This window comes from Aminobacter sp. J44, assembly GCF_007829415.1.
Classification (GTDB): domain Bacteria; phylum Pseudomonadota; class Alphaproteobacteria; order Rhizobiales; family Rhizobiaceae; genus Aerobium.
Genome location: NZ_VLJG01000067.1, coordinates 110435 through 134606 on the forward strand (window position 1 = coordinate 110435; position 24172 = coordinate 134606).

Genomic DNA, 24172 nt, shown 5'->3' on the forward strand with positions numbered 1-24172 from the left:
GCGATTCAGCGTCGGGCATATGGAAATGGAATCATATCCACCGCCATGTGCAAGACCAAATCGTCAGCCGGTCGCCGTCGGCCGCCAGGTCTTCTGCGGCATGCGCCAGTCGATGCCTTCGAGTAGATAGCCGAGTTGGGCCGGCGTGATCGTCACGACGCCGTCGGCCGGCGATGGCCAGATGAAGCGCCCCCGTTCCAGCCGCTTGCAGAACAAGCAGGCGCCCTGGCCGTCGTGCCAAAGCACCTTGATCAGATCGCCGCGACGACCACGGAAGACGAACAGGTGACCATTGTGCGGATCACGCTTCAGCGTCTCCTGCACTACCAATGCCAGGCCCGGAAAGCCCTTCCTCATGTCGGTGTGACCCGTCGCCAGCCACACCCGCACGCCGCTCGGAACCGGGATCATCGCAACCCGAGCGCGTCCAGCACGCGCCGCAGCGCCTCGCCATCCACGTCGCGATCAACACGGACACGGCGCCCGCCGCCAAGCTCGATCTCGATGATGCCGCTCTTGCGGCGACGTCGGTTGGGAGACGCCGATGATGCCGGCGTCTCAACGACGGGCGGCTGGGCGGCAGGGACGATCTCGACCGGGACCAATTGCGTGGCGCCAACATCGACCCGATCACACAGCTCCTTGCGCCATCGGAAGAGCTGGCTGACGTGAATGCCCGCCGATCGCGCGACCTCCGAGGCCGTCACGCCAGGCTCGAAAGATGCCACCACCAGGCGCTCCTTCTCCTCACGCGACCAGCGGCGCCGTCTCTCGACCGACGTGATCACCTCCACTCGCGGCATCGTCATAGGGCTACTCCTAGGATTGTCCCTAGGACTTCCGACGTTCGCCCTCAGACCGCAAGGCGGCCGTCACCGGAGGGATACGGGTTAAACCCGAGGATGACGAAGCTCGAGGGGCGCCGAGGGGAGGAAAAGGGGGAGGGGCCCCAAACTGCTAGAGAAAGAAGCAGGTGTGTGCGCAGCTGGAGCTTGATGAGCTAGGGATCTACGAAACCGCTGAGAATGCTGGTGATCCCGACAGGATTCGAACCTGTGACCCTCAGATTAGGAATCTGATGCTCTATCCTGCTGAGCTACGGGACCGCCGATTGCGGATATAAACGCTTCGGTCGCGTTCGCCAACCGTTTTGACGCCCAGCTCAACGCCCGAGCGCCTGTTCTGCGAGGCGGACCCAGTAGGAAATACCGTGGGGCAGGGCGTTGTCGTTGAAGTCGTAGGCGGGGTTGTGAAGGTTCGCCGTGTCCCCGTTGCCGACGAAGATGAAGCAGCCGTGGCGCGCCTCCAGCATGTAGGAAAAATCCTCGCTCGCCATCAGGGGACGAAGCTGCGGGTCGACCTTTCCGGCACCGGCGATTTCCTCCGCGACCCTGATCGAGAATTCGGTTTCGTCGGCGTGGTTCACCGTCACCGGATAGTTGATGATGATCTCGACGTCGGCGCTTGCGCCGCAGGCGGCAGCGATGCCTTCGGCGATCTCGCTGATGCGGSGGTAGGTGGCGTCGCTCACTTCCTGCCGCAGCGTGCGAATCGTGCCGCCGAGGAAGGCGGAGGTCGGGATGATGTTGTGGGTATCGCCGGCGTGGAACTGGGTCACCGAGACGACGGCGGCATCAAGCGGGTCGGTGCCGCGCGAGACGATCGTCTGCAGCGCCTGGACGATCTGCGCGCCGACGACGATCGGGTCGATTGCCTTGTGCGGCATGGCGGCGTGACCGCCCTTGCCGTTGACGGTGATCCGAAACTCAGCGGTCGCCGCCATAATCGGGCCGTGGCAGATCGCAAACTCACCGACGGGCAGGCCCGGCATGTTGTGCATGCCGAAGACGCTGGTGATGCCGAAGCGGTCCATCATGCCGTCCTCGACCATCGCCTTGCCGCCGGCGCCGCCCTCCTCGGCCGGCTGGAAGATCGCCGCAACCGCGCCCCGGAAATTGCGGGTCTCGGCAAGATATTTTGCCGCGCCGAGAAGCATTGCTGTGTGGCCGTCATGGCCGCAAGCGTGCATGACGCCGGGCTTCTGCGAGGCATAGGGCTTGCCAGTGACTTCGGTGAGGGGCAGCGCGTCCATGTCGGCGCGCAGGCCCACCACCGGGCCGTCGCCAAGTCTGCCGCGGATGATGCCGACGACGCCGGTGCGGCCGATGCCGGTGACGACCTCGTCGCAGCCGAATTCGCGCAACTTGTCGGCAACGAATGCAGCGGTCTGGTGAACGTCGTAGAGGAGCTCCGGGATCGTGTGGAGGTGGCGGCGCCATGCGGTTACTTCGTCATGCATTTCGGCGACGCGATTGATGATCGGCATGAGAGCATCCTCTTCAGAAAGCCATGGAGGCGCGCGCAGAGTGCGCCGCAGCATCGGCAGGTTCTTTGCCTTCTTGGCGTCACATAGGTTAAATAGCAAGAACGGACTTACGGTCCGGGCGCAGAGGCGGCGGGAGGTCCCTGGCTGCCCGCATTGTTATTGTGCCGGACGGCGCGACAAGGGCGGTTTCGCAATGAAGTTCAGGACAATGGTCATCGCGGGTCTCCTGCTGTCCCTGACATCGGGCAGCAGCCTGGCAGGCCCGGCGATGCTGGTCGACCTCGATACGGGCAAGGTGCTCGAACACGAAGATGCGTTCGCACCCTGGTATCCGGCTTCGCTCACCAAGCTGATGACGACGCTGGTGGTGTTCCGCGCCATCAAGGCGGGCGAGATCACGATGCAGTCGCCGGTCAAAATCTCCGAGCGGGCGGCGAAGGAGCCGCCGAGCAAAATGGGCTACAAGCCCGGCACCGTGATCTCCTTCGAAAATGCCATCCGCATCCTGATGGTAAAGTCGGCGAACGACGTCGCCACGGCTGTTGCCGAAAGCCTCAGCGGCTCGCGCCAGGCCTTTGCCGAGCGGATGAATGCGGAGGCGAAGCGCCTCGGGCTCGCGGCCACCAAGTTCGTCAACCCGCACGGGCTTCATGCCGACGAGCAGACGACTTCGGCGCGCGATCTTGCGATCATCGCCATGGCAGTCTGGAACGAGTTTCCCGAATATCATCATTTCTTCGGCATCGAGGCGTTGAAGACCGGCAAGAAGACGATCGACAACCACAACGACCTCATCATGCGCTTCGAGGGCGCGAACGGGATGAAGACCGGCTACACCTGCCCGTCGGGCTTCAACCTGATCGCGACAGCGGAGCGGGGCGGGCGCACATTGATGGCCGTCGTCGTCGGCGAGCCCACGGTCGAGGCGCGTGCAGACAAGGCGGCAAACATGCTGGCGCGCGGTTTTGAGACGAAGGGCGACAATGCCCCGTTCATCGCCCAGCTGCGCCCGAGCGGCAAAGAGCCGGCGGCTGCGGTGAACCTTCGCCCCGTGATCTGCACGCCGGAACACTGGAAGTCGGTCGAGGCGCTGCGGGGGCCGGAAGGCAAGCCGCGCTATACCTCGCCGCATCTGAAGGAGCCGCAGCGCGAGCGGGTCGCAGTTGCGATCACCACCGGTGCGAGCGGTCCGGAATCGAAGGCGCCGCGCTATGCGGACGTGCCGATCCCGACGCCGCGCCCGGACTACAATCCCACAAACGTCGCGGAAGGCGGCTGATACATGCCAAATACGCCCATTGCGGTTTCGATCCTCACCGGCTTTCTCGGTGCCGGAAAAACGACCCTGCTCAACCGGCTCCTGAAGGATCCGGCGCTCGAGAGTACGGCCGTCATCATCAACGAGTTCGGCGAGGTCTCGGTCGACCACATGCTGGTCGAGCAGGCTTCGGACGGCGTCATCCAGCTTGCGGATGGGTGCCTCTGCTGCACCGTGCGCGGTGAGCTCGTCGACACGCTGGCCGAGCTGATCGAGAAGTCGCAGCTGGGAAAGATCCAGCCGCTCAAGCGGATCATCGTTGAGACGACGGGATTAGCGGATCCGGTGCCGGTGCTGCATTCGGTGATGGGCGATCCGGTGCTGGTGCGCATGCTGCGCCTAGACGGCGTGATCTGCGTGGTCGATGCCGTGAACGGCGCTGCGACGCTCGACGCGCATGAACAGGCCGTGCGGCAGGCGGCGGTCGCGGACCGCATTGTCTTCACTAAGGCGGACCTGGCGGAAGAGGGCGGGGAAGCCGGACTACGCGCGCGGCTGCGGGCGATCAATCCGACGGCCGAGATCATCGATGCCGGAAGCGGCGAGGCAGGCGTGGCGGCACTGTTCGAGTGCGGCGTCTACAATCCGGAGACCAAGTCGGCGGACGTGCGCCGCTGGCTTGGCGAGCAAGAGCACGCCGGGCATCACCACCACCATCACGACCATCACGATGACCATGAGTGTGAGGGCCATGGCTGCACTCATCCGCACCATCACCATCATCACCACGATGAGCGGGTGAAGAGCATTTCGCTCGTTCATGACAAGCCGGTCTCGTTCTCGACGGTGGAGATGTTCCTCGACCTTCTGCGCTCGACGCAGGGCGAGCATCTGTTGCGCATGAAGGGGGTGATCGAGGTCGTCGAGGACATGGAGCGACCGCTCGTCATCCACGGCGTGCAAAAGCTCCTGCATCCGCCCGCATGGCTGCCAGAGTGGCCGGAGGGCCCGCGCGGAACGCGCATCGTCTTGATCGGCTATGATTTGTCCGAAGACTATACGCGCCGCCTGTTCTCGGCATTTGTCGGCGAGCCGATGATCGACACTGCCGACAGCGCGGCGCTCTCCGACAACCCGCTGGCGATCGCGGGCTTTCGTCCCTGAACTGGAGTGAGATGCCGGATCGCGATTGCGGTCCGGCTAACGCTCAGGCGCGCTCGATCAGAAAGCGGTGTCCGGCGCCATCTACCTGCTCGCTGGAGATCAGCTTGTGACCCGCCTCGTGGCAGAAGGCGGGAATGTCGATGACGGCGAGCGGATCGGTGGTTTCGACCCAGAGCCTTGCGCCAGCCGGCATACCGGAAAGACGCTTGCGGGCACGCAGGACCGGCAGCGGGCAGTTCAGCCCCCTGAGGTCATAGATTTCGGCATTCTCGTCGTTCAACAGATCAGCCGCCGAACATTCCAAGCAGACGGCTGCGCAGGCCGGGCTTTTCCGCAACCGCGGTTTCCGGCTGGACAGTGCCGGTTGCCTCGGCAATGGCGCCCTCGGCGCGGGCGTTGTCAGCCGGCGTCGGCACGACGGCGACCGTCGCCGGAGCCTCGGCAGGCTTCGGGGCAGGCTTTGACTCGGCGACAAGGACCTGCGGCTGGTCGAGTGTCGGCGGCTCGCGCGTCACCCGCTCACCACGAGCGCGGCGGCGCGACCAGTCGGACACAAGCAGAGCCTCCTGATAGCCCTTGATCGAAGGCGAAGGCGCCTTGTCGCTCTTCTTGTTGAGAGCAGCGTCGAAGGCCGACTGATAGGTCTTGAGATAGCTCTGGTAGGCGGCTTCAAGTGTCGCCGACCGGCTCATTGGCGGGCAGGCCGCGACCGGATTGAACGTCTTGCCGGCTTCTGGCATCGCGTTGAAGACGTAGCGCTTGCCGCAGACGTCGACCTTCGGCGGCACCTTCGTGAGCTCGAAGTGGTCGTAGCCCTCCTTCAGCATGGTCCAGAACTCGTAGTTCGGATCATCCTTGTAGCGGGCCATGTTCCCAGCGGTCATGCGGAACGGGAAGGCCTGGATCTGGAACGCTTCCTGGCCGCCCTTGAAGGCGTCGCGGGCGAAGGCGTAGATCTCCTCGACCTGCTTGTCGGTCATCGAGTAGCAGCCGGCGGACGAGCAGGCGCCGTGTACCATCAGGTGCTGGCCGGTGCGGCCGTGCGCACGGTCATAGTTGTTCGGGAAGCCGATGTTGAAGGACAGGTGGTACGAAGAGCGCGGGTTCATCTGGTACGGACGCACCGTATAGAACCCTTCAGGTGCCTGACGGTCGCCCTCGACGAATTTCGGCCCGAGCCGGCCCGACCACTTGCAGATATCATAGGTGGCGGCGAGGTCGTAGCGGCCGTTGTCCTTCTGCTTCCAGACTTCCAGCACCGCCTCTTCCTTGAAGATGCGGATCATGATCGGCGAAGTGGTAGACATGCCCTTCGCCTTGAGGGTCTGGACGACCTTGGCGGGCAGCGGCTTGTTGGCCTTTTCGCTCGTCGGGGAGATGTCCTCGAGCGTCTCGTTGCAGCCCGAGATGAACAGGGCCGCGATCAAAAGGCCTACAGTGGCAAATTTGGTCGTCATGGATCGATCTGCTCTGGTTCCGGACACCAGTCCGACGCTTGGGCTCGCACGCCCTGGCAGCGACAATAGACGGGTTAACCTTGCAAAAACCTTACTGCAATCTTTACCTAATGGCACGCAAGCAAAAACGGCGCGCACAGGCCGTACGCGCCGATATGCTGAGAGCCAGTTGTGGCAAAAGCAGGGCTGCAGTTAGAGGTTGCGGCCCATCGCCAGGAACTTTTCGCGGCGATGCTCGCGGTAGTCGATCGGCGTTGCGGCGAGCTCGGCAAAGCCCTTTGCGATCTGGTCGCCGGTCGCCTTGATGACGACTTCCGGCGAACGATGCGCACCGCCGAGCGGCTCGCCGATGATGCCGTCGATGATCTTGAGCTCCAGCAGGTCCTGCGCGGTGATCTTCATGCTGGTCGCGGCGTCCTTCGAACGGGTCGTGTCGCGCCAGAGGATCGAGGCCGCGCCTTCCGGCGAGATCACCGAATAGATCGCGTGCTCGAGCATGTAGACCTTGTTGGCGACTGCGATCGCGATCGCGCCGCCCGAGCCGCCTTCGCCGATGACGACGGCCACGTTCGGAACCTTGAGGCCAAGGCAAGCGGAGGTCGAGGTGGCGATCGCCTCAGCCTGGCCGCGCTCCTCGGCGCCGATGCCCGGATAGGCGCCTGCCGTGTCGACAAGGCTGACGACCGGAATGCCGAAACGGTCGGCCAGCTCCATGACGCGCACGGCCTTGCGGTAGCCTTCTGGACGGGCGCTGCCGAAATTGTGCTTGAGGCGGGTCTGGGTGTCGTTGCCCTTTTCAAGGCCGAGCACCGCGACGGACTCGCCGCGGAAGCGGGCGAAGCCCGCAACCATCGCCTGATCCTCGCCAAAGGCGCGGTCGCCCGCGAGCGGCGTGAAGTCCGTGAACAGAGCGCGCACATAGTCGAGGCAGTGCGGGCGGTCGGGATGGCGTGCCACCTGAACCTTCTGCCAGGGCGTCAGGTTCTTGTAGGCATCGCGCAGGGCGTCCTGGGCGCGCTTCTCGAGCCGGGCAACCTCGTCGCCCACATCAACGGCCTCGCCGCTCTCGGAAAGCTTCTTCAGCTCGAGAATCTTGCCTTCGAGGTCGGCAACGGGTTTTTCGAAATCGAGATAATTGAACATTCGCCGTGTCGTGTCCGAAGGATGGTCTAGGAGCGAAGATGCCCCGGAAAATGCCATGCGCGGGCGCAAACGCACGCTTCACATAACGGTCATAAGACTAATCGGCAAGCGGATGATGCCTTGTGACCAGTTCGATGAGCCGGTTTTCGAGCACATGGGTGTAAATTTGCGTCGTCGATATGTCCGCGTGGCCCAGCAGTTGCTGCACCGCGCGCAGGTCCGCGCCGTTCTGCAGCAGATGGCTGGCAAAAGCATGGCGAAGTACGTGCGGCGACACCTTTGCGGCGGGAATGCCCGCGCGTGCCGCCAGCGCCTTCAGCTCGCGCGCGAAAACCTGGCGCGGCAGGTAGCCGCTTTCGGAGTCGGCCGGGAACAGGTACGGGCTTTCCGCCCATGAGGGGTTCCTGTCGCGGGTCGCAATCCAGTCGCGCAGCGCTTCCTTTGCCTTCGGCGACAGAGGCACGATGCGGTCCTTGCCGCCCTTGCCTCGGACGGTGAAGAAGCGCTCGTTGCGCAGCGCCACCGTCACCGGCAGAGAGACGAGCTCGGAGACGCGCAGGCCGGTTGCATAGAGCGTTTCGACGAGTGCATGCAGCCGGCAGGCCATGAAGCGGGCGGCATCGGTTGCTGCCTCGCGCTTCTCGGCTTCGGCGCGCGCAAGAAGCTTCAGGACGGCGTCCTCCTGCATCGTCTTCGGCAGCCCGGCCAGCTTCTTTGGCGCGTCGATCACGCCGGTGGGGTCGTCCTCGCGGATACCTTCGGCGTGCAGGAACTTGAAGAACTGGCGCAGCGCCGAGAGTTTTCGCGCCTGTGAGGATGCCGCGAAGCCGCGCGCCGCGATGTCGTCGAGCCAGCTGCGGATTTCCGCCGAAGACACGTCATCAAGCCGGCCGCCGAAGAACTCGGCCGCATCTTCAAGGTCGCGCCGGTAGGCCGCGAGCGTGTTTTCGCTCGCGCCGCGCTCGGCGCTCATCATCTCGAGAAATGTTTCCAGCCGGACGGCCGCCTTCATCGCTGTCACTCCGTCCCCCTCCGGGCGACCCTAGCCAGAACAGCCTTTCTGAATGGTGAACCGCTCGGAACCGTGGTGAAGGCGCTGCGTTGAAATGGCGAAAGGTGAACACGCCATGGAACACATCGCAGCATTCATTCTCGCAGTCACATGCTCGGGCGACCTCAAGGATTGCCGCGAGCTGCCCGCGCCTTTGCCGGTGTACGAGCTCTACGAGGATTGCGCTGCGGACCTTCCGGCAGTCCGTAAGCGCTACGGCAAGCACGAGAACCTCTATGTCGAATGCATCGAGGTCGATCCGATGCTGGCCGAGGTCGATTCGGAAATCGTGTGGGACGTGACGCCCGAACACGGATTAACGGCCTCCGTGGAACCGATTGACGACGAAGAGGTTCTTGTAGCGTCGAGGCAATCGCGCAACGAAGAATCGAGATCACTACAGCCTTAGGTAGTGGCGCTCTTGATGCTGGCGTTGCGATAAGGCATCGTTCCCGGAAGGGGCGGGTCCAACACCTAGGAGGTATGTATGAGGAATATGTTGTTCGCGGCCATTGCCGCTCTGACGATGGCAGGCTGCACGACCGCAGAACAAGCGGGTACCGTTGGCGCGATCGGTGGCGGCCTCGTCGGTGCAGCCGCTGGTGGCACTGAAGGCGCACTGATCGGCGTCGTTGCCGGTGGTGCTGGTGGCTACCTGCTTGGTCGTATGGCGGACCGCCCGGGTTACTGCCAGTATCGCCACGCACGCACCGGACAGGTTGTCGTCGATCGCTGCTACTGATCCGCAGCAAGACAAACAAAAAGGGCTCGGTTTTCCGGGCCCTTTTTTGTTGCCATACGGGCCTTTTTCAGGCGAAGGCGCGCATGGCTCCGGGGCCCGGAACGGCGCCGGGGGGGCACTTGCCCATGATGATCATGCCCAGCACCTCGTCCTTGGTGACGTCCTGGGTGCGGGCGGTTCCGACAACCTGCCCATTCTTCATCACGCAGACGCGGTCGGCGAGGTCGAACACGTCATGGATATCGTGGCTGATCAGGAAGATGCCGATGCCGTCGGCCTTGAGCTGCTTGACCAGCTCGCCGACCTGGGCCGTCTCCTGCGGACCCAACGCTGCCGTCGGCTCGTCCATGATCAGGATCTGTGCATTGAAATAGATGGCGCGGGCGATCGCTACCGACTGGCGCTGGCCGCCGGACAGCTTGATGACCGGCTCCTTGAAGCGCTGGAAGCGCGGGTTGAGACGGCCCATTACCTTGCGAGTTTCCGACTCCATTGCAACGTCATCCAGCGTGCCCCATTTGGTGCGCAGTTCGCGACCCAGGAACAGGTTGGCGGCGGCGTCGACGTTATCGGCGAGCGCCAGCGTCTGGTAGATCGTCTCGATGCCGTACTTCTTGGCGTCGCGCGGATTGTTGATGATCGCCGCTTCCCCCTTCACGAAGATCTCACCCGCATCGCGCTTGTAGGCGCCGGAGAGGATCTTGATCAGTGTCGACTTGCCGGCGCCGTTGTGGCCGAGGAGGGCGACCACCTCACCTTCGTAGAGATCGATCGAGGCATCATCGACCGCGTGGATACCACCGAAGGCGATCGAGATGTTGCGCATTTCGACAAGCGGGGTGCCGGAAGGAGTGCCATTGTTTGCCATGATCATCTCCTCAGCCGATGCGGCGGCGATAGAGGGTGTCGAGCCAGACGGCGATCACGAGCGCGAGGCCGACGACGATGTTCTGCAGCGGCGTGTCGACGCCGAGCAGGATCATGCCGGTAGCAAGCGATTGCATCAGCACCGCGCCGAGCATCGCGCCAGCAATGGTGCCGACACCACCTGACAGTGACGTGCCGCCGATGACGGCCGCCGCGATGACCAGCAGCTCGTCGAGCGTGCCCTGGGCATTTGTCGCTGCGTTCAGGCGCGCGGTAGATATCAGCGAGCCGACGGCGGCCAGGCCGCCCATCAACATGAAGATCTTCATCGTCACCCAACGGGTGTTGATGCCGGCGAGCGTCGCGGCCTCCGGATTGCCGCCGATGGCGAAGACATAACGGCCGAAGCGGGTACGGTTGGTGACGAAGGTCATGGCAATGCCGACCGCGAGCGCCATCAGCACCGGAATGGCGATGCCGTGAGCGATGTAGGCACCCTCCGGCACCTCCTGGCCAAGGCTCTGAAAGTAGCGACGCACGATGCCGACCGGCCATGGATAGGAGTTCGCCACCAGCACGAAGGCGAGGATGAGGGCGCAGGCGAGTACCGCGAGGAACACCTCGGCCCAAAGGGGACGCAGCGGGAAGCGGAAGCGCTTGCGCTGGGTGCGGGCGTTCATCAGCAGCCAGATGACGGCAAGGCAGGCAACGATACCGACGATCCAGCTCCAGGTAGAGCCGATCGCGCCGTCAGGCCCGCCGCCCATCAGGCGGAAGGTCGCGTCCATCGGCGCGACGGTGCGTCCGCTCGTTACCCACCAGGCCGCGCCGCGCCAGACAAGCAGGCCGCCGAGCGTGACAATGAAGGCGGGAACGCCGAGATAGGCGATGACGTAGCCGTGCAGTGCGCCGATGGCGACGCCGACGCAGAGGCCGACAAGAGCGGAAATGATCCAGATGGTCGGGTGGCCGAAGCCAAGATATTGCGGCAGGAATTCTGCCTGCGTCACGCCCATGATCATTCCGGTGAAGCCGAGGATCGAGCCGACCGACAGGTCGATGTTGCGCGTGACGATGACCAGCACCATGCCGGTCGCCATCACCGCGACCGAGGACGACTGGACTGACAGGTTCCAGAGATTGCGCGGGGTGAGGAACAACCCGCCGGAAAGCGCGTGGAACACCAGCCAGATGATCAGCAATGCGCCGACCATGCCGAGCATTCGCGTATCGAGTTCGGTGTCCTGGAGAAATCGTGCAACTGGGCCAAGTTCGCTAGCGCGTGCCCGGTCGACGGGCGTCTGAGCAGCCGCGTCCGACATGGTATCCTCCCGTTTCCGACTATCCTTCTGCGGGACGCGCCGGATCATTCACTTGATCAGACGCCGCGGCTGCAGTCAAACCGCGGCGCCTGTGGCAAGGCTGTCAGATCAGCCGCAGACGTCGACCGTGCCCGGCTTCACGCCCTGGCAGACGACGTCCTTGGACACCCAGCCAGCGTCGATGACGACGTTGAGGTTGTCCTTGGTGATCGGGACCGGCTTGAGGAAGATCGCGTTCATCCCGACGCCGTTCGGGCCGTCCGACCACTTCGTGGCGCCCTCGACCTGGTCGAGCGCCTTGCCGTCGGCGAGCTGGTTGGCGATCTCCGCGGCGGCCTTGCCGAGTTCGCGAGCGTCCTTCCAGACTGAGACGGTCTGGGTGCCGAGCGCGATGCGGTTGAGCGCGGCATGGTCGCCGTCCTGTCCGGAGACCGGAACGGTACCGGCGAGGCCCTGCGCCTCAAGCGCGGCGATGGCGCCGCCGGCGGTGCCGTCGTTGGAGGCGACGACCGCATCAACCTGGTTGTTGTTGGCGGTCAGGAACTGCTCCATGTTGCGCTGGGCATTCGCCGGCAGCCAGCCATCGGTGTAGGCTTCGCCAACATTCTTGATCTTGCCGCCGTCGATCGCTTCCTTCAGCACTTCCATCTGGCCGGCGAAGAGGAAGTCGGCGTTCGGGTCGGCGCCGTTGCCCTTGATGAAGACGTAGTTGCCTTCCGGCTTGACGTCGAACACGGCCTTGGCCTGCAGGCGGCCAACTTCCTTGTTGTCGAAGGTGAGGTAGAAGGCGTCGGGGTTCTCGATCAGGCGGTCATAGCCGACGACCGGAATGCCCTCGGCAACGGCCTTCTCGACGGCCGGGCCGATCGCGCTGGCGTCCTGCGCGAGGATGATGAGGGCGTCGGCGCCCTGGGCGATCAGCGCCTCGACGTCGGTCAGCTGCTTGGCAGCAGAGGACTGCGCGTCAGCGGAAATGTACTTGTTGCCCGCGGCTTCGAGCGCCGCCTTGATTGCCGCCTCGTCAGTCTTCCAGCGCTCCTCCTGGAAGTTCGACCAGGAAACACCGATGGTCTTTCCCTCTGCGAGGGCGCTTGCAGCCATCGTCAGCGACAGCGCAGCACCCGCAAGCAATGCGGTTGCAAATCTTCTCATAATGTTCCTCCCATTCGGGCCGTTAGGCACCAAGACGAAACTCTTTTTTTCGAGCTTCGAAAAAATGAATGACTCAGCATTTGGGTCATGTCAATATCTTCGCGCCCGCTCTGTCCTTTCGGGATGAGGAAAGCTAAACCCGCTCGCGTCCAATACATGGAGGAAATTGGTATGACGGTCGGTGTGCGGCACGACGATCTGCGCCGGAAGAACCGGGCGATGGTAATCGCCTCGGTGCGCCGCGCCAGCCAGCCGTCGCGTACCGAGATCGCCGCGGTCACGGGCCTGAGCAATTCCACCATCTCAACGATCTCCGCCGACCTCATCTCGGAAGGCATCCTGACCGTTGCGCAGTCCGGCGAGTCGGGCGTGCTGAAGCGCGGGCGGCCGCAGGTGGCGCTGGCGCTGCAGCCGCGCGCAGCTTCCGTCGTCGTCATCACGCTGTCGCTCAACTCTCTGGCGGCGGCCGTCATCGACTATTCCGGCCGCGTCATCGTCCACGAATTCTCGAAGCCGCCGACGCTCACGATGAGCGAGCAGGAGTTGCAGGAAGCGGTGGCGGATGCGGTGGAGACGGTGATCGGCCGCGCCGGCGACGAGGTTGGGCCGCTGCTGCGCATGACGATGGCCGTGCAGGGCATCACCGACTCCGACAAGCGCACGCTTCTTTGGTCGCCGATCACGCCGCATAGTGACGTCCGTTTCGCGGACCTCCTCGAGAACCGCTTTCGGGTGCCGGTCACGGTCGAGAACGACTGCAACATGATCGCGGTCGCGCTACGGGCGCGCGATCCGGAACGCTACGGCGAGAATCTGATCGCAGTGCTGCTTTCGAATGGCATCGGCATGGGGCTGATCCAGCGGGGGCAGCTGTTCACGGGTTCGCACTCGTCGGGCGGCGAGTTCGGTCACATGATCCACATTCCGGATGGAGCGCAGTGCCGCTGCGGTCGGCGCGGCTGCGTCGAAGCCTATGCCGGCAACTATGCGATCTTCCGCCATGCTCGTGGGGAGAGCGAGTTCGCCCAACCGGCGGCCGACATCGACGATCTGACGATGACGGCGATGGCGGAAGCCGCGCGTGGAGGCGACGGCCTTGAACGCGAGGCGTTCAGGCGGGCCGGGGAGGCGCTGGGATTTGCGCTGGGCAGCCTGTTTGCGCTGTTCGACCCCGCGCCCGTCGCCTTTGTCGGCCTCGGCACCTCAGCCTTCGACGTGATCGAGCCGGCGATACGTGATGCGCTCGCCCGCACCGCGGGCGGCCAGCACAATGCCGAGATCGACTTTGCGATGCAGCCGGACGAGGCGCCGCTGATCCGTGAGGGCTGCGCCTACCAGGCGCTCACCCACGTCGACCAGGAAGTGTTTGCCGCCGGCGCAGCGGTGCCCGCATCAGCGCCGCGGCGGCGGAAGGCAAGGGTTCTGGCGGCTCAGTAGCCGGCCTTGATGCGCTCGAACTCGGCGATCAGCTTGGCCTTGGTTTCGGCCGGCAGCGGATTCGAGAACAGGGTCTTGTCGATGAACTTGTCGATATCGTCGTAGCCGAACTCGCTGAGCTTCTCGGGATCGGCGGCTTCCATCGACTTCGAGTTGCTGTGCCCGTAGCCCCAGTCGCTGACGAGGTAGGTGCCGACGTCGGGCTTCATGAGCGCGTTGAGGAAGTCGTAGGTCTTGTCGACATTGCCCGGTGCGTCCTTGAGGTGGACGTAGCCGCAGACCCAGGTCGACAGGCCTTCGTCGGTATCGCGCTTCATCGCGACCGGCACGCCGTCAGCCATCAGCGTCGTCGGTGTTTCGGCCCAAGCCCAAGCGAGATCGACCTCACCGCCGGCCATCGCCTGGCTGAGCTCGGTGTTGTCGAGCCAGTAGAGACGTACGTTCTTGTGCACCTCGCGCAGGAATGCCGACGCCTTGTCCCAGTCGGCATCGGTCATCTTCGTCCAGTCGGTAAAGCCGGTGGCGAGCGCCGCGAGCGCATAGGCGTCATCGACATTGTCGGGTATCGAAACGCGGCCCTCGAACTTCGGGTCCATGAACGCCTTCAGAGACTGGATATCGGCCTCCTGCACCTTGTCGGTGCGGTAGACGACGAGGGTGTTGCCCCATTCGAAGGGCAGGAACCACGCCTTGCCCTCGGCATCCGTCATCAGGTCCTTCATGTTCTTGAGGCCCGGCAGGATGTCGTTCCACGCCTCGATGCGCGAGGTGTCGAGCGGCTGCAACAGTCCGGCGTCGCGCCATTTGACGATGTTCTGGGAGCAGGGATGGGCAAGGTCGGCCTTGAAGCCGGCGCGCAGTTTCTCGAATGCTTCGTCCTCATCGCCGAAGAAGGAGAATGACGGCGAATCCCCGTGCTTCTCGACATATGCCGGATGGAAGCCGGGATCCTCGTAGCCGGCCCAGTCGAAGACGCTGACGTCACTGTCGGCCGCAAATGCGGTGCCGGTGAGCGTCGTGGCGGCTGCCAGCGCGATGGCGGTGCCGTTGCAGCCGGCTGCCTGAAATGCCTTTCCTCATCGTCCTCACTCCCATTCTTCCTCTGGTTCGCCCCATCCGGGTGGGTCGTCTTACGCGGCCCTTGCCGGAAAATGCTTCGGGAACAGCGATGTCAGCATCGCCTTCGCCGCTTCGTGCGCCTTCTCGCGCGTCATGTCCTGACCGCGCATCATGATCCGCAGCCACAGGCCTTCCAGCATCGCGTCGAGCGCGAGCGCGGTGTGGCTGGCATCGAGCGGATAGCCCCCGGCTTCGATGAGTTCGGCGCAGAGGTCGGTCAGTGTCTGCTGGTAGACTTCGTCACGCGCGCCGCAGAGCGCCTGATAGGTCGGCCGCGACTTCGCCTCGCCCCAGAAGGCGCACCAGGCGGCGATCTTGCGGCGGCTGGCAACTGAGCGGTCAAAGTCAGCGGCAACAAGCGCTGCAAGGCGCTCCGCCGGGTCGTCGCCCGCCTTCGCCAGCGCATTGCGCCAGTGCGCCGCATATTCATCGGCCATGTACTGGAGCGTAGCGATGAGCAGCTTTTCCTTGCTCTCGAAATGGAAGTTGACGATGCCGCGCGACAGGCCCGCACCATCAGCGACGTCCGCCAGCGTGGTTTCCGAATAGCCGCGCTTTGAAAGCGAATCGATCGTTGCCTCGATCAGCTGCTGGCGGCGGGCTTCCTTGGAGGCCTTGCGTCCGCGCTTTTCAGTTTCGGGCGCCACTTCCGCCGCCATCGTCTTTCTCATGATGTCGTTCTGCTCCAGCATGGCCGGTCACTCCGGCTTTCGTCCGCGCAGATCAGGGGGACGGCGCTCACCTAAGTCAAGGACCTTCCGCATGGCCGTCCAGGTGCAGGCTCTTTCCTCCGGCCCGCCGGGAGAGAGGTACCCGTCACCCCACAGCGCCCCGAGGAAGCGGATGGCGGTGTCGTCGTATTCGGCTCATGCAACTGCGTGTCTGCCATGCTGCATTCCCGTTGCCTGCTCGTGCCGGCCGCAGCCGGGACACCATTGCCGAAGCCTAGCGCACATTGGCGAAAACACAAGAATACTTGCTGAACATTCATTCAAAATCTTGAACGGGAGCTCTGGACAGGCTGCCTGCCTCCGTGGCAGGCTTGGGCCAATAACAAGGGGAATCCCATCGGCGTTCTTCGGAGGACGGGCCGCCGCATGAAGACCTACGACGCCATCGTCATCGGTGCCGGCCATAACGGCCTTGTCAACGCGTGCTACCTGCAGCGCGCGGGGCTCGACGTCCTTGTCCTCGAAAAGAATGACTGGATCGGCGGCGCGGCAGTGAGCCGGGAGCTGACGCCGGGCTTTATTTATTCCAATTGCTCCTATGTCTGCTCGCTGTTCCGGCCCGAGATCATGCGCGATCTCGAACTGCCGAAATACGGGCTGCAGGTCATTGCATACGAAGGCGGGGCGGTGCTGACGCAGGATGGCGACTATCTTGTGAGCTATCGCGACCACGAGGCGCACCGGCGCGAGTTCGCGCGCTGGTCGCCGCGCGACGCGGAAGCCTATGAGCGATATTCGCGCGACGTGACGCGCCAGTGCCGTTTCATCCAGCCGCTGCTGATGCGCACGGCGCCGGACCCAACCAGTTTCAGGCCACGGGACGTATCGGAGCTCGTCTATCTCGGCCGGAAGTTCGCGGGGCTGACGGCGTACGAGATGGCTGAGATGCTGCGCTTCTGGACCATGTCGATCTCCGACTTCCTCGAAGAGTATTTCGAGACCGAGGTGATCAAGGCCTATCTGGCCCTGTCCGGGATCATCGGCACGGCGCTGGGGCCGATGTCGCCCGGAACCGCCTACGTTCTGCTGCACCACTACATGGGCGAGGTCGACGGTTCCGTCGGTGCATGGGGGTATGCGCGGGGGGGAATGGGGGCGGTCACGCAAGCGCTGGCCGCCTCCTTTCGCGCCTCCGGCGGCACGATCCGCACCGAAGTGGAGGTCGAGCGGGTGCTGGTCCGCGACGGCGAGACCAAGGGCGTGGTGCTCGCGGGCGGCGAGGAGGTTCATGGCCGGCTCGTCGTTTCGAACGCGGACGTCAAACGTACCTTCCTCAAGCTGGTCGACGATCGCGAGCTGCCGGAGCCGTTCCTGCGCCGGGTGCGCAATTTCAAGATTCGCGGCTCGTCGGGCAAGGTGAACATTGCTCTCGACTCCATGCCGGAATTTCCGGCGCTGCCGAAGGACAGCCCGTGCCTGCGCGGCGACCTGCACTTCACCGACACCGTGGAACGAATGGAACGCGCCTATGACGGCTGGAAGGCCAGGCGCTGGTCGGCGGATCCATTCCTCGACATGGTAATCCCTACACTGCTCGACCCCACCATGGCGCCGCCCGGCAAGCATTTCATGAGCTGCTTCGTGCAGTACTGCCCGCCGAAGGTGGAAGGGCGCGACTGGACCGACGCCGACCGCGACGCATTCGGCGAGACGGTCATCTCGCAGGTCGCCGACTATTCGCCGGGCTTCCGCGACCGCATCGTCCACATGGAAGTGCGCACGCCGCGCGAACTCGAGGCCGAGGTCGGCCTCACAGAGGGCAACATCTTCCAGGGCGAACTCACCTTCGACCAGCTGCTGTTCAACCGGCCGGTGCCCGGCTACGCGCAGTACCGCTCGCCGATCAGGGGGCTCTACATCTGCGGCTCGTCCACGCATCCGGGCGGTGGTGTGATGGGAGCGCCCGGCCGCAACGCCGCCGCGGAGATCCTGCGCGACCTGAAGAAGCCCGCCAGCCACATGAGCGACGCCCATGACGTCCTTTGATGCGATCGTCATTGGCGGGGGGCACAACGGACTGGTGGCAGCCGTCACGATGGCGCGTGCGGGGCGCAAGGTGGTCGTTCTGGAAGCCGCCAGCGAGATCGGCGGCGCGGCGCGGACGGAAAACTTCCATCCCGGCTTTCGTGTCTCGTCTCTCGCGCACGTCCTCAACCGACTGCATCCGGCGGTGATCCGCGAGCTTGAGCTCGACAAGCTTGGGATGACATTCGAGGGGCGCTCGATGCCGACGGTGGCGCTGTCCCCCACGGGTGAGCACGCCGTCCTGCGCGGGGCCTATGGCAGCGCGGTAGACGGTGTCAGTCCGACCGATGCTGCCGGGTGGAAGGAGTTGCGCGAACTGCTGCTCAGCCAGGTCGAGGTGCTGAAGCCGCTGCTCGCACGCCGGCCGCCAGACCTCGAGAACATGGCGATCGTCGAGAAGCTGGCGCTGGGTGGTCTTGCGCTGTCGCTGCGCCGTCTCGGCAAGGAGGGCATGCGCGACCTCCTGCGCATGCTGCTGATGAACGTCGACGACGTCTCCGGCGAATATCTTCAGAACGATGCGCTGCGCGGGTTGCTTGCCTTCGACGCGGTGCTTGGCAGCCATCTCGGGCCGCGTTCGCCAACCTCGCTGATCGGCGGCCTCTACTACCGGCTGGCAGGCGAGATCGACGGCCAACCCGGCGGGCAGATGCTGCCTAAGGGCGGCATGGGCGCGGTGATCGCGATGATGCAGCGCTCGGCCGAACGGCGGGGCGTTACGATCCGCACCGAAGCTGCGGTGGCCCGGATCCTGATCGAGAAGGGCAGGGTGGTGGGCGTCGTGGTGGCAAACGGCGAGGAAATTCGCGCCCGCACGATCCTCTCGGCCATCAACCCGCGCACGACCTTCGTTGATCTCGTCGGCCCGCGGGAACTCGACACCGGCTTCCTGCGCAAGATCCTGAACGTACGCATGAAGGGCAATGTCGCAAAGCTGCACCTAGCCCTCGACCGCGTGCCGGAATTCACCAACGTATCGGCCGAGGATCACAAGGGCCGCATCGTCATCGCGCCGTCGAGCGATGCGGTCGAAAACGCGTTCAACCCGGCCAAGTATGGTGAGTTCTCGTCCGAGCCGGTGATGGAGATCGTGCTGCCGAACATGTCGGACCCGATGCTCGCGCCGGATGGGGCGTGCGTGTTGTCGGCCTGCGTCCAGTTCGCGCCATATGCGCTCAGGGAGGGGTGGGAGACCGGCAAGCCGCGGCTGCAGGCAGCGATCGTGGCGCAGCTCGAGCGGTATGCGCCGGGCATCGGCAAGTCTGTTGTGGCGAGCGAGTTGCTCACACCGGCCGACATCGAAGCGCGCTTCCGCATGCTAGGCGGCCACTGGCATCACGGCGAGCTCCAGCCCGACCAGATGCTGATGTCGCGCCCCGTCTTCGGCGCCGGCGGCTATGACACACCGCTCGATGGGCTGTACCTCGCTGGTGCCGGCTCGCATCCCGGCGGCGGCATCTCGGGCGTCCCCGGCCTCAACGCCGCCAAGCGGGCGATTGCGGTAGAGAGGTAGGATGATGAGGAGGCTGAGATACGGCGGCGTTGGGCCCCGACAATCCTCTGACAGCAGGGCTGCTGGGCTGTCCCCACCCCTAGCCCCTCCCCACAAGGGGGAGGGGGACTTCAGGGAGGGATGGTCAGGCGCAGAGGTGCCAGTCCTCCGCAGTCGCAACGACGCTTGCTTGGTTTCCACCAAATCGTTGCTCACAACGTCCTGACCGATGCGGTTCGAACCGCTGACGAGCAGGCCGAGCCCTTCACGGGCAACGCTTCCCCCCTTGTGGGGAGGGGTTAGGGGTGGGGGTACCAATCCCGGGAGGTTGCCATGCACGTGAACGCAAGCGCCCGGAAACAATCCCAGTCCCACATCAACCAGCTACGGCGAGAAACGCCGTTCCATCCGCGCCTTACTGCGCTGTCGCAGCAGAACGACTGGTATTCATGGGCGGGCTACAAGGCGCCGCATTCGCTTTGGGACGAGGAGCTGGAATATTTCGCCATCCGCAGCCAGGCGGCGGTGTTCGACATCTCGCCGATGACCAAGTACCGCATCACCGGACCTGACGCCGAACCCTATTGCAATCGTCTCACGCTCCGCAACGTCGCTAAACTGCGGCGGGGACGGGTGCAGTACACCGCCTGGTGCGACGAGCAGGGGCATGTGCTCGATGACGGCACGCTGTTCCGGTTGTCGGCTGAGGACTTCCGCCTCTGCTGCCAGGAGCGGCACCTGCCGTGGCTGCTCGACTCGGCGATCGGCTTCGGTGTCTCGGTGCGCGAGGAGGCGGACGAGATCGCCGGTCTCGCCCTGCAGGGGCCGACCTCCTATTCGGTGCTGAAGGCGGCGGGGTTCGATGGCGTCGAGCGGCTGAAACCGTTCGACCTCGCCGAGTTCCCGCATGAGGGCGCCACAGTCACAATCTCGCGCACCGGCTTTACCGGCGATCTCGGCTACGAGCTGTTCGTTGCGAAGGACGCGGGGCTAGCATTGTGGGACCGTCTGTTCGAGGCGGGAAACCTCTTCGGCATCCGGGCGATCGGCTACACGGCGCTCAATCGCGCCCGCATCGAGGCGGGGTTCATCGTCGCCAATGCCGATTTCGTCACCGCCGAGCATGCGATCCGCGCCGACCGCGTGCGCATGCCAGAAGAGATCGGGCTTGGCTGGATGGTCGATCCGGACAAGGGCCATTTCAACGGCCGCCGCGCGATTCTCAAGGCGCGCGAAATGGGCAACTTGCGCCATGTCCTCGTCGGGCTGGAGATCGAAGGCAACGTCCCGGCCGAGCACGCGATCGTCTACCATCGCGGCAAGCGCGAGGCCGGACTGGTCACCGCCGGCATCTGGTCGCCGGTGACAAAGCGCAACATCGCGATCGCATCGCTGAAGCGACCCTATGGCGTGACCATCACCGATGATCTCTGGGTCGAGATCTATGCCATGCGCGAGCTGCAATATGTGAAGCTGATGAAGCGCGCGAAGATTGTCGAGCGGCCGTTCATCTCGCTCGAACGGCGCACGGCAACGCCGCCTGGCGCATTCTGAGATGGAACGGGACGCGGAGTGGGAAGAAAACTGGGCGCTGGTGAACACGCCCCTCGGGGAGCCGTGGTCCGGCCGGGCGCGCTATGCCGCCGCCATGTATTTCTATCGCAAGGGTGTGCTCAGCGCCGAGGCGCTCGAGGTCTACCGCGTGTGCTCGCGGCTCGACAATGAGGATCCCTTGCCGGTCATCCGCGAGCGCGGCGCCGGCAAGGGATGGCTGGAGCTGTTCGGGAAGGGTGGGGGCTAGTCCTCCTCGACGAACACCTCCTCGCGCTTCTTCCGGACCGACGGCATCAGCACCACCACGAGCACGATCACCGACATGACCAGCAGCGTCGCGCTGATCGGACGGGTGAGGAATACCGACGGGTCGCCCTTAGAGATGATCATCGCGCGGCGCAGGTGCTCTTCCAGCATCGGGCCGAGCACGAAGCCGAGCAAGAGCGGCGCCGGCTCGCAGCCGAAGCGGACGAGCGCGTAGCCAAGCGCGCCGAACAGGGCGAGCGTGTAGAGGTCGTAGGGGTTCGAGTTGATCGAGTAGATGCCGATCGCGGCGAAGGCCATGATTGCCGGGAACAAGAGGTAATAGGGGATCGTCAGCAGCCGCACCCACAGGCCGATCAGCGGCAGGTTGAGCAGCACCAGCATCAGGTTGCCTGCCCACATCGAGGCGATGATGCCCCAGAACAGTTCCGGGTTCTGGTTGACGACGTTCGGGCCCGGCACGATGCCCTGGATTATCATTGCGCCGATCATAAGCGCCATCACCGGGTTGGCGGGAATGCCGAGGGTGAGCATCGGAATGAACGAGGTTTGCGCGCCGGCATTGTTGGCTGATTCCGGTGCTGCAACGCCTTCGATCGCGCCCTTACCGAACTCCTGCGGTGTGCGCGAGATGCGCTTTTCCACAGTGTAGGAGGCGAAGGAGGCGAGGATCGCGCCGCCGCCGGGAAGCACGCCGAGGATCGAGCCCAGAGCCGTGCCGCGCACGACTGGCATGAACATGCGGCGGAAGTCTTCGCCCGATGGCCAGAGGTTCGTGACCTTCTTCACCATCACGTCCCGGTCGGTTTCGTTCTGCAGGTTGCGCAGGATCTCGGCAATGCCGAAGACGCCGACTGCAACGGCGACGAAGTTGAGCTCGTCAGAAAGCTGCGGGATGCCGAAGGTAAAGCGCTGGGCGCCCGAGTAGAGGTCAGCGCCCACAAGGCCGAACAGCAGGCCAATGATAATCATCGCAGTTGCCTTGAGGATCGAGCCGTGGGCAAGCGCGATGGCGCAGACGAGGCCAAGCACCATCAGCGAGAAATACTCAGGCGAGCCGAAGTTGAGGGCGGCCCGTGCCAGCGGCGGCGCGAATAGCGCGAGGATCACGGTTGCAACGGTGCCGGCGAAGAACGAGCCAAGTGCTGCGGTGGCGAGTGCAACGCCCGCGCGACCGCGTTTCGCCATCTGGTAGCCGTCAATTGCCGTGACCGCAGAGGAGGACTCACCCGGCAGGTTGATGAGGATCGCGGTGGTCGAGCCTCCATACTGCGCACCGTAGTAGATTCCGGCGAGCATGATCAGCGAGGTCGACGGGTCGAGGCTGAGCGTGATCGGCAGCAGCATCGCAATGGTCGCGGTTGGCCCGATGCCGGGCAGCACGCCGACCAGCGTACCGAGCAGGCAGCCGAGAAAGCAGAACATCAGGTTATGCGGCTGCAGGGCGATCGAGAGACCGAGATAAAGGTTCGATAGCAGGTCCATCTCAGCGCACTCCGAAGATCGGTCGGGTCCACGGCTCGACCAGCGGCCCGAAGACGCGCAGTGGCAGGCCGAGGCCGATCACGAAGACAAGGACGCAGAAGATGGTGAGCCCCAGCGACAGGCCGATCGCCGCACGGGGTGACATGCGCCGGCTGGCGAAGGACGTGATGAAGGTGGTGATGAGCAGCACCGGCGCGATGCCGAGCGGGCGGATGAGCAGGCCGAAGATCACCGGGACACTGAGCAGGATGGCAATACCGCGCCATGGAAGCGGCCCGCGCTCGACATCCTCGTAGCCGATGCCTTTGACGATTGTCGCGATGCCGAAGACGATGAGAAGGCCGGACAGAACGATCGGGAAATAGCCCGGCCCCATGCGGCGGGCAGTGCCGATGTCGAGCCCGTAGAGGGTCATGAGTCCGAAGAACAGGCCGATGCCGACGAAGATCGCTCCGGCTCCGACATCACTTCTGTTGAAGGTCATCGTTCCTCCCTAGCGAAGAAGGTGCCGACGCGACGGGGCCACGTCGCGCCGGCGAGGTCTGCCGAGGCAGAAAATCAGTCGGCGTAGACGCCAGCGGCCTCGATCAGCGGCTTCCAGCGCGCGATCTCCGACTCAACCTTCGCCTTGAGGGCGGCCGGGGTGGCGTTCTCTTCCGGCTCCGGCTTCGTGGCGAGGGCGGCGAAGCGCTCGATGACGTTATTGTCCTTGAGCGCACCCTGCAGCGACTTGCTCAGGCGCTCCACGATCGCCGCATCGGTGCCCTTCGGGGCATAGAGGCCGTGCCAGATACCAAACTGCATCGAGGCAAGACCACCCTCGGCCGCGGTCGGAAGGTCCGGAAGCTGCTCGAGACGCTCGCCGCTCGTCACCGCGTAGGCCTTCACCGCCTTGGCCTGGATCTGGCTGGTGGTATTGGTGGTCTGGTCGCACATGAAGTCGACCTGGCCGCCGAGCAGGTCGGTCATCGCCGGACCGGTGCCCTGGTAAGGCACGGTGGTGAGCTGCGTTTCGATCTCGCTCATGAACAGCATGCCGCACAGGTGCGAGGCGGCGCCGATGCCGGCATTGGCGTAGGTGACGTCGTCCGCGTTCTCCTTCAGATAGGCGATCAGGCCCTGGAGATCGTCAGCCGGGAAATCTGGGCGGGCGATGATCGTCATCGGAACCTCGGTGACGAGGCCGGCATACTCGAATGACTCGAGCGGGTTGTAGGAGAGGTTGCGGTAGAGCGTGGCGCTGGTGGCCATGCCGATGTGGTGCAGGAGCAGCGTGTAGCCATCCGGCTCCGCCTGTGCGACGCGCGCCGCGCCAACCGTGCCGCCAGCACCGCCGACGTTTTCAACGATCACCTGCTGACCGAGGTCGCGGCTCATGGCTTCTGCGACGAGGCGAGCGACCGTGTCGGTCGGGCCGCCGGCCGAGAACGGCACGACCATGGTGATGGTGCGCTCCGGATAGGTCTGGGCGCTGGCGAACTGCGGCAGCACCGCCAGGGCGGCGGCGATCGAAAGCGACGCAAGCAAGTTCTTCATGTTTTCCTCCCAGGGATCTGGTTTGTACGGCCGGCGCTCGATTCCCC

General features: G+C 64.4%; 24 protein-coding genes and 1 tRNA gene. 9 read left to right on the forward strand and 16 right to left on the reverse strand.

The annotated features are described in order from the left end of the window. Nucleotides 1-63: 63 nt before the first annotated feature. The 4 genes from tnpB to L610_RS18270 form a co-directional block, all read right to left on the reverse strand. On the reverse strand, nt 64-411 hold the full coding sequence (gene tnpB, locus L610_RS18255) for an IS66 family insertion sequence element accessory protein TnpB (protein ID WP_144704475.1): 348 nt from the start codon (nt 409-411) through the stop codon (nt 64-66). Further along, nucleotides 408-809 (reverse strand): transposase, encoded by a 402-nt coding sequence (locus tag L610_RS18260; protein ID WP_024850032.1) that lies wholly within the window; start codon nt 807-809, stop codon nt 408-410. Before L610_RS18260 ends, tnpB begins: the two co-directional genes overlap by 4 nt. 220 nt (nt 810-1029) lie before the next feature. Further along, nucleotides 1030-1106, reverse strand: a tRNA-Arg gene (locus L610_RS18265). A 56-nt stretch (nt 1107-1162) separates the two neighbouring features. After that, nucleotides 1163-2326, reverse strand: a complete 1164-nt coding sequence (locus tag L610_RS18270; protein WP_144706812.1) for a M20 aminoacylase family protein — start codon at nt 2324-2326, stop codon at nt 1163-1165. A gap of 193 nt (nt 2327-2519) precedes the next feature. On the opposite strand from L610_RS18270, the gene L610_RS18275 reads away from it, so the two are divergent. Further along, nucleotides 2520-3605, forward strand: coding sequence for a D-alanyl-D-alanine carboxypeptidase family protein (locus L610_RS18275; RefSeq protein ID WP_024848841.1), 1086 nt, complete (start codon nt 2520-2522; stop codon nt 3603-3605). A gap of 3 nt (nt 3606-3608) precedes the next feature. After that, nucleotides 3609-4748 carry a GTP-binding protein gene (locus L610_RS18280; protein WP_144706814.1) on the forward strand — a complete coding sequence of 380 codons (1140 nt, stop codon included), beginning with the start codon at nt 3609-3611 and terminating at the stop codon, nt 4746-4748. A 43-nt stretch (nt 4749-4791) separates the two neighbouring features. Here L610_RS18280 and L610_RS18285 read toward each other — a convergent pair whose 3' ends face one another. From L610_RS18285 to L610_RS18300, 4 genes are all read right to left on the reverse strand, one after another. Next, nucleotides 4792-5028, reverse strand: coding sequence for a sulfurtransferase TusA family protein (locus L610_RS18285; RefSeq protein ID WP_371713070.1), 237 nt, complete (start codon nt 5026-5028; stop codon nt 4792-4794). A gap of 4 nt (nt 5029-5032) precedes the next feature. Beyond that, complete coding sequence (locus L610_RS18290; RefSeq protein ID WP_024848838.1) at nt 5033-6205, reverse strand: murein L,D-transpeptidase family protein; 1173 nt, start codon at nt 6203-6205, stop codon at nt 5033-5035. A 192-nt stretch (nt 6206-6397) separates the two neighbouring features. Further along, nucleotides 6398-7348 (reverse strand): acetyl-CoA carboxylase carboxyltransferase subunit alpha, encoded by a 951-nt coding sequence (locus L610_RS18295; protein WP_024848837.1) that lies wholly within the window; start codon nt 7346-7348, stop codon nt 6398-6400. Nucleotides 7349-7445: 97 nt separating this feature from the next. Beyond that, on the reverse strand, nt 7446-8360 hold the full coding sequence (locus L610_RS18300) for a site-specific tyrosine recombinase XerD (protein WP_024848836.1): 915 nt from the start codon (nt 8358-8360) through the stop codon (nt 7446-7448). Between the two features lie 115 nt (nt 8361-8475). On the opposite strand from L610_RS18300, the gene L610_RS18305 reads away from it, so the two are divergent. Both L610_RS18305 and L610_RS18310 read left to right on the forward strand, forming a co-directional pair. Next, nucleotides 8476-8808 carry a hypothetical protein gene (locus L610_RS18305; RefSeq protein ID WP_144706816.1) on the forward strand — a complete coding sequence of 111 codons (333 nt, stop codon included), beginning with the start codon at nt 8476-8478 and terminating at the stop codon, nt 8806-8808. 78 nt (nt 8809-8886) lie between these two features. Next, the gene (locus L610_RS18310) at nt 8887-9141 is read left to right on the forward strand and encodes a hypothetical protein (RefSeq protein ID WP_024848834.1); all 255 of its coding nucleotides are present in this window, start codon (nt 8887-8889) and stop codon (nt 9139-9141) included. Nucleotides 9142-9208: 67 nt separating this feature from the next. Here the strand turns inward: L610_RS18310 and L610_RS18315 are convergent, their stop codons facing one another. From L610_RS18315 to xylF, 3 genes are all read right to left on the reverse strand, one after another. Continuing rightward, nucleotides 9209-10009: an ATP-binding cassette domain-containing protein gene (locus tag L610_RS18315; protein WP_024848833.1), complete on the reverse strand. Its 801-nt coding sequence runs from the start codon at nt 10007-10009 to the stop codon at nt 9209-9211. A 10-nt stretch (nt 10010-10019) separates the two neighbouring features. Beyond that, nucleotides 10020-11330, reverse strand: a complete 1311-nt coding sequence (locus L610_RS18320; protein WP_144706818.1) for a sugar ABC transporter permease — start codon at nt 11328-11330, stop codon at nt 10020-10022. A 108-nt stretch (nt 11331-11438) separates the two neighbouring features. Next, nucleotides 11439-12482 carry a D-xylose ABC transporter substrate-binding protein gene (gene xylF / locus L610_RS18325; RefSeq protein WP_144706820.1) on the reverse strand — a complete coding sequence of 348 codons (1044 nt, stop codon included), beginning with the start codon at nt 12480-12482 and terminating at the stop codon, nt 11439-11441. A gap of 171 nt (nt 12483-12653) precedes the next feature. Between xylF and L610_RS18330 the strand changes: the two genes are divergently transcribed. Then, complete coding sequence (locus L610_RS18330; RefSeq protein ID WP_144706822.1) at nt 12654-13919, forward strand: ROK family protein; 1266 nt, start codon at nt 12654-12656, stop codon at nt 13917-13919. Here L610_RS18330 and L610_RS18335 read toward each other — a convergent pair. Both L610_RS18335 and betI read right to left on the reverse strand, forming a co-directional pair. Next, on the reverse strand, nt 13913-14956 hold the full coding sequence (locus L610_RS18335) for an extracellular solute-binding protein (protein WP_144706824.1): 1044 nt from the start codon (nt 14954-14956) through the stop codon (nt 13913-13915). The two genes, L610_RS18330 and L610_RS18335, sit on opposite strands and share 7 nt — an antisense overlap. A 93-nt stretch (nt 14957-15049) precedes the next feature. Further along, complete coding sequence (gene betI, locus L610_RS18340; RefSeq protein ID WP_144706826.1) at nt 15050-15730, reverse strand: transcriptional regulator BetI; 681 nt, start codon at nt 15728-15730, stop codon at nt 15050-15052. A gap of 405 nt (nt 15731-16135) precedes the next feature. Here betI and L610_RS18345 point away from each other — a divergent pair, with 405 nt between their 5' ends. The 4 genes from L610_RS18345 (at nt 16136) to L610_RS18360 (ending at nt 21087) form a co-directional block, all read left to right on the forward strand. Further along, entirely contained in the window at nt 16136-17755 is a 1620-nt protein-coding gene (locus L610_RS18345; protein WP_144706828.1) for an NAD(P)/FAD-dependent oxidoreductase, read from the forward strand. Beyond that, nucleotides 17742-19307, forward strand: a complete 1566-nt coding sequence (locus L610_RS18350; protein WP_144706830.1) for an NAD(P)/FAD-dependent oxidoreductase — start codon at nt 17742-17744, stop codon at nt 19305-19307. The genes L610_RS18345 and L610_RS18350 overlap by 14 nt, the downstream gene beginning before the upstream one ends. Before the next feature lie 312 nt (nt 19308-19619). Continuing rightward, complete coding sequence (locus tag L610_RS18355; RefSeq protein WP_144706832.1) at nt 19620-20840, forward strand: aminomethyltransferase family protein; 1221 nt, start codon at nt 19620-19622, stop codon at nt 20838-20840. A gap of 1 nt (nt 20841) precedes the next feature. Continuing rightward, nucleotides 20842-21087 (forward strand): hypothetical protein, encoded by a 246-nt coding sequence (locus L610_RS18360; protein WP_144706834.1) that lies wholly within the window; start codon nt 20842-20844, stop codon nt 21085-21087. Here L610_RS18360 and L610_RS18365 read toward each other — a convergent pair. From L610_RS18365 to L610_RS18375, 3 genes are all read right to left on the reverse strand, one after another. After that, nucleotides 21084-22589, reverse strand: a complete 1506-nt coding sequence (locus tag L610_RS18365) for a tripartite tricarboxylate transporter permease (protein ID WP_144706836.1) — start codon at nt 22587-22589, stop codon at nt 21084-21086. The genes L610_RS18360 and L610_RS18365 overlap by 4 nt on opposite strands. A gap of 1 nt (nt 22590) precedes the next feature. Continuing rightward, a complete protein-coding gene (locus L610_RS18370) occupies nt 22591-23073 on the reverse strand; it encodes a tripartite tricarboxylate transporter TctB family protein (protein WP_144706838.1) in 483 nt (160 codons plus the stop codon). Between the two features lie 74 nt (nt 23074-23147). Further along, nucleotides 23148-24125 (reverse strand): tripartite tricarboxylate transporter substrate-binding protein, encoded by a 978-nt coding sequence (locus L610_RS18375; RefSeq protein ID WP_144706840.1) that lies wholly within the window; start codon nt 24123-24125, stop codon nt 23148-23150. Nucleotides 24126-24172: the final 47 nt, after the last annotated feature.

Coding starts and splice junctions, on each gene's coding strand:
- L610_RS18315 (WP_024848833.1), bottom strand. CDS start 10,009: ATGGCAAACAATGGCACTCCTTCCGGCACCCCGCTTGTCGAAATGCGC.
- L610_RS18275 (WP_024848841.1), top strand. CDS start 2,520: ATGAAGTTCAGGACAATGGTCATCGCGGGTCTCCTGCTGTCCCTGACA.
- L610_RS18375 (WP_144706840.1), bottom strand. CDS start 24,125: ATGAAGAACTTGCTTGCGTCGCTTTCGATCGCCGCCGCCCTGGCGGTG.
- L610_RS18370 (WP_144706838.1), bottom strand. CDS start 23,073: ATGACCTTCAACAGAAGTGATGTCGGAGCCGGAGCGATCTTCGTCGGC.
- tnpB (WP_144704475.1), bottom strand. CDS start 411: ATGATCCCGGTTCCGAGCGGCGTGCGGGTGTGGCTGGCGACGGGTCAC.
- L610_RS18300 (WP_024848836.1), bottom strand. CDS start 8,360: ATGAAGGCGGCCGTCCGGCTGGAAACATTTCTCGAGATGATGAGCGCC.
- L610_RS18360 (WP_144706834.1), top strand. CDS start 20,842: ATGGAACGGGACGCGGAGTGGGAAGAAAACTGGGCGCTGGTGAACACG.
- L610_RS18310 (WP_024848834.1), top strand. CDS start 8,887: ATGAGGAATATGTTGTTCGCGGCCATTGCCGCTCTGACGATGGCAGGC.
- L610_RS18330 (WP_144706822.1), top strand. CDS start 12,654: ATGACGGTCGGTGTGCGGCACGACGATCTGCGCCGGAAGAACCGGGCG.
- L610_RS18295 (WP_024848837.1), bottom strand. CDS start 7,348: ATGTTCAATTATCTCGATTTCGAAAAACCCGTTGCCGACCTCGAAGGC.
- L610_RS18350 (WP_144706830.1), top strand. CDS start 17,742: ATGACGTCCTTTGATGCGATCGTCATTGGCGGGGGGCACAACGGACTG.
- betI (WP_144706826.1), bottom strand. CDS start 15,730: ATGCTGGAGCAGAACGACATCATGAGAAAGACGATGGCGGCGGAAGTG.
- L610_RS18260 (WP_024850032.1), bottom strand. CDS start 809: ATGACGATGCCGCGAGTGGAGGTGATCACGTCGGTCGAGAGACGGCGC.
- L610_RS18290 (WP_024848838.1), bottom strand. CDS start 6,205: ATGACGACCAAATTTGCCACTGTAGGCCTTTTGATCGCGGCCCTGTTC.
- L610_RS18355 (WP_144706832.1), top strand. CDS start 19,620: ATGCACGTGAACGCAAGCGCCCGGAAACAATCCCAGTCCCACATCAAC.
- L610_RS18320 (WP_144706818.1), bottom strand. CDS start 11,330: ATGTCGGACGCGGCTGCTCAGACGCCCGTCGACCGGGCACGCGCTAGC.
- xylF (WP_144706820.1), bottom strand. CDS start 12,482: ATGAGAAGATTTGCAACCGCATTGCTTGCGGGTGCTGCGCTGTCGCTG.
- L610_RS18365 (WP_144706836.1), bottom strand. CDS start 22,589: ATGGACCTGCTATCGAACCTTTATCTCGGTCTCTCGATCGCCCTGCAG.
- L610_RS18280 (WP_144706814.1), top strand. CDS start 3,609: ATGCCAAATACGCCCATTGCGGTTTCGATCCTCACCGGCTTTCTCGGT.
- L610_RS18345 (WP_144706828.1), top strand. CDS start 16,136: ATGAAGACCTACGACGCCATCGTCATCGGTGCCGGCCATAACGGCCTT.
- L610_RS18305 (WP_144706816.1), top strand. CDS start 8,476: ATGGAACACATCGCAGCATTCATTCTCGCAGTCACATGCTCGGGCGAC.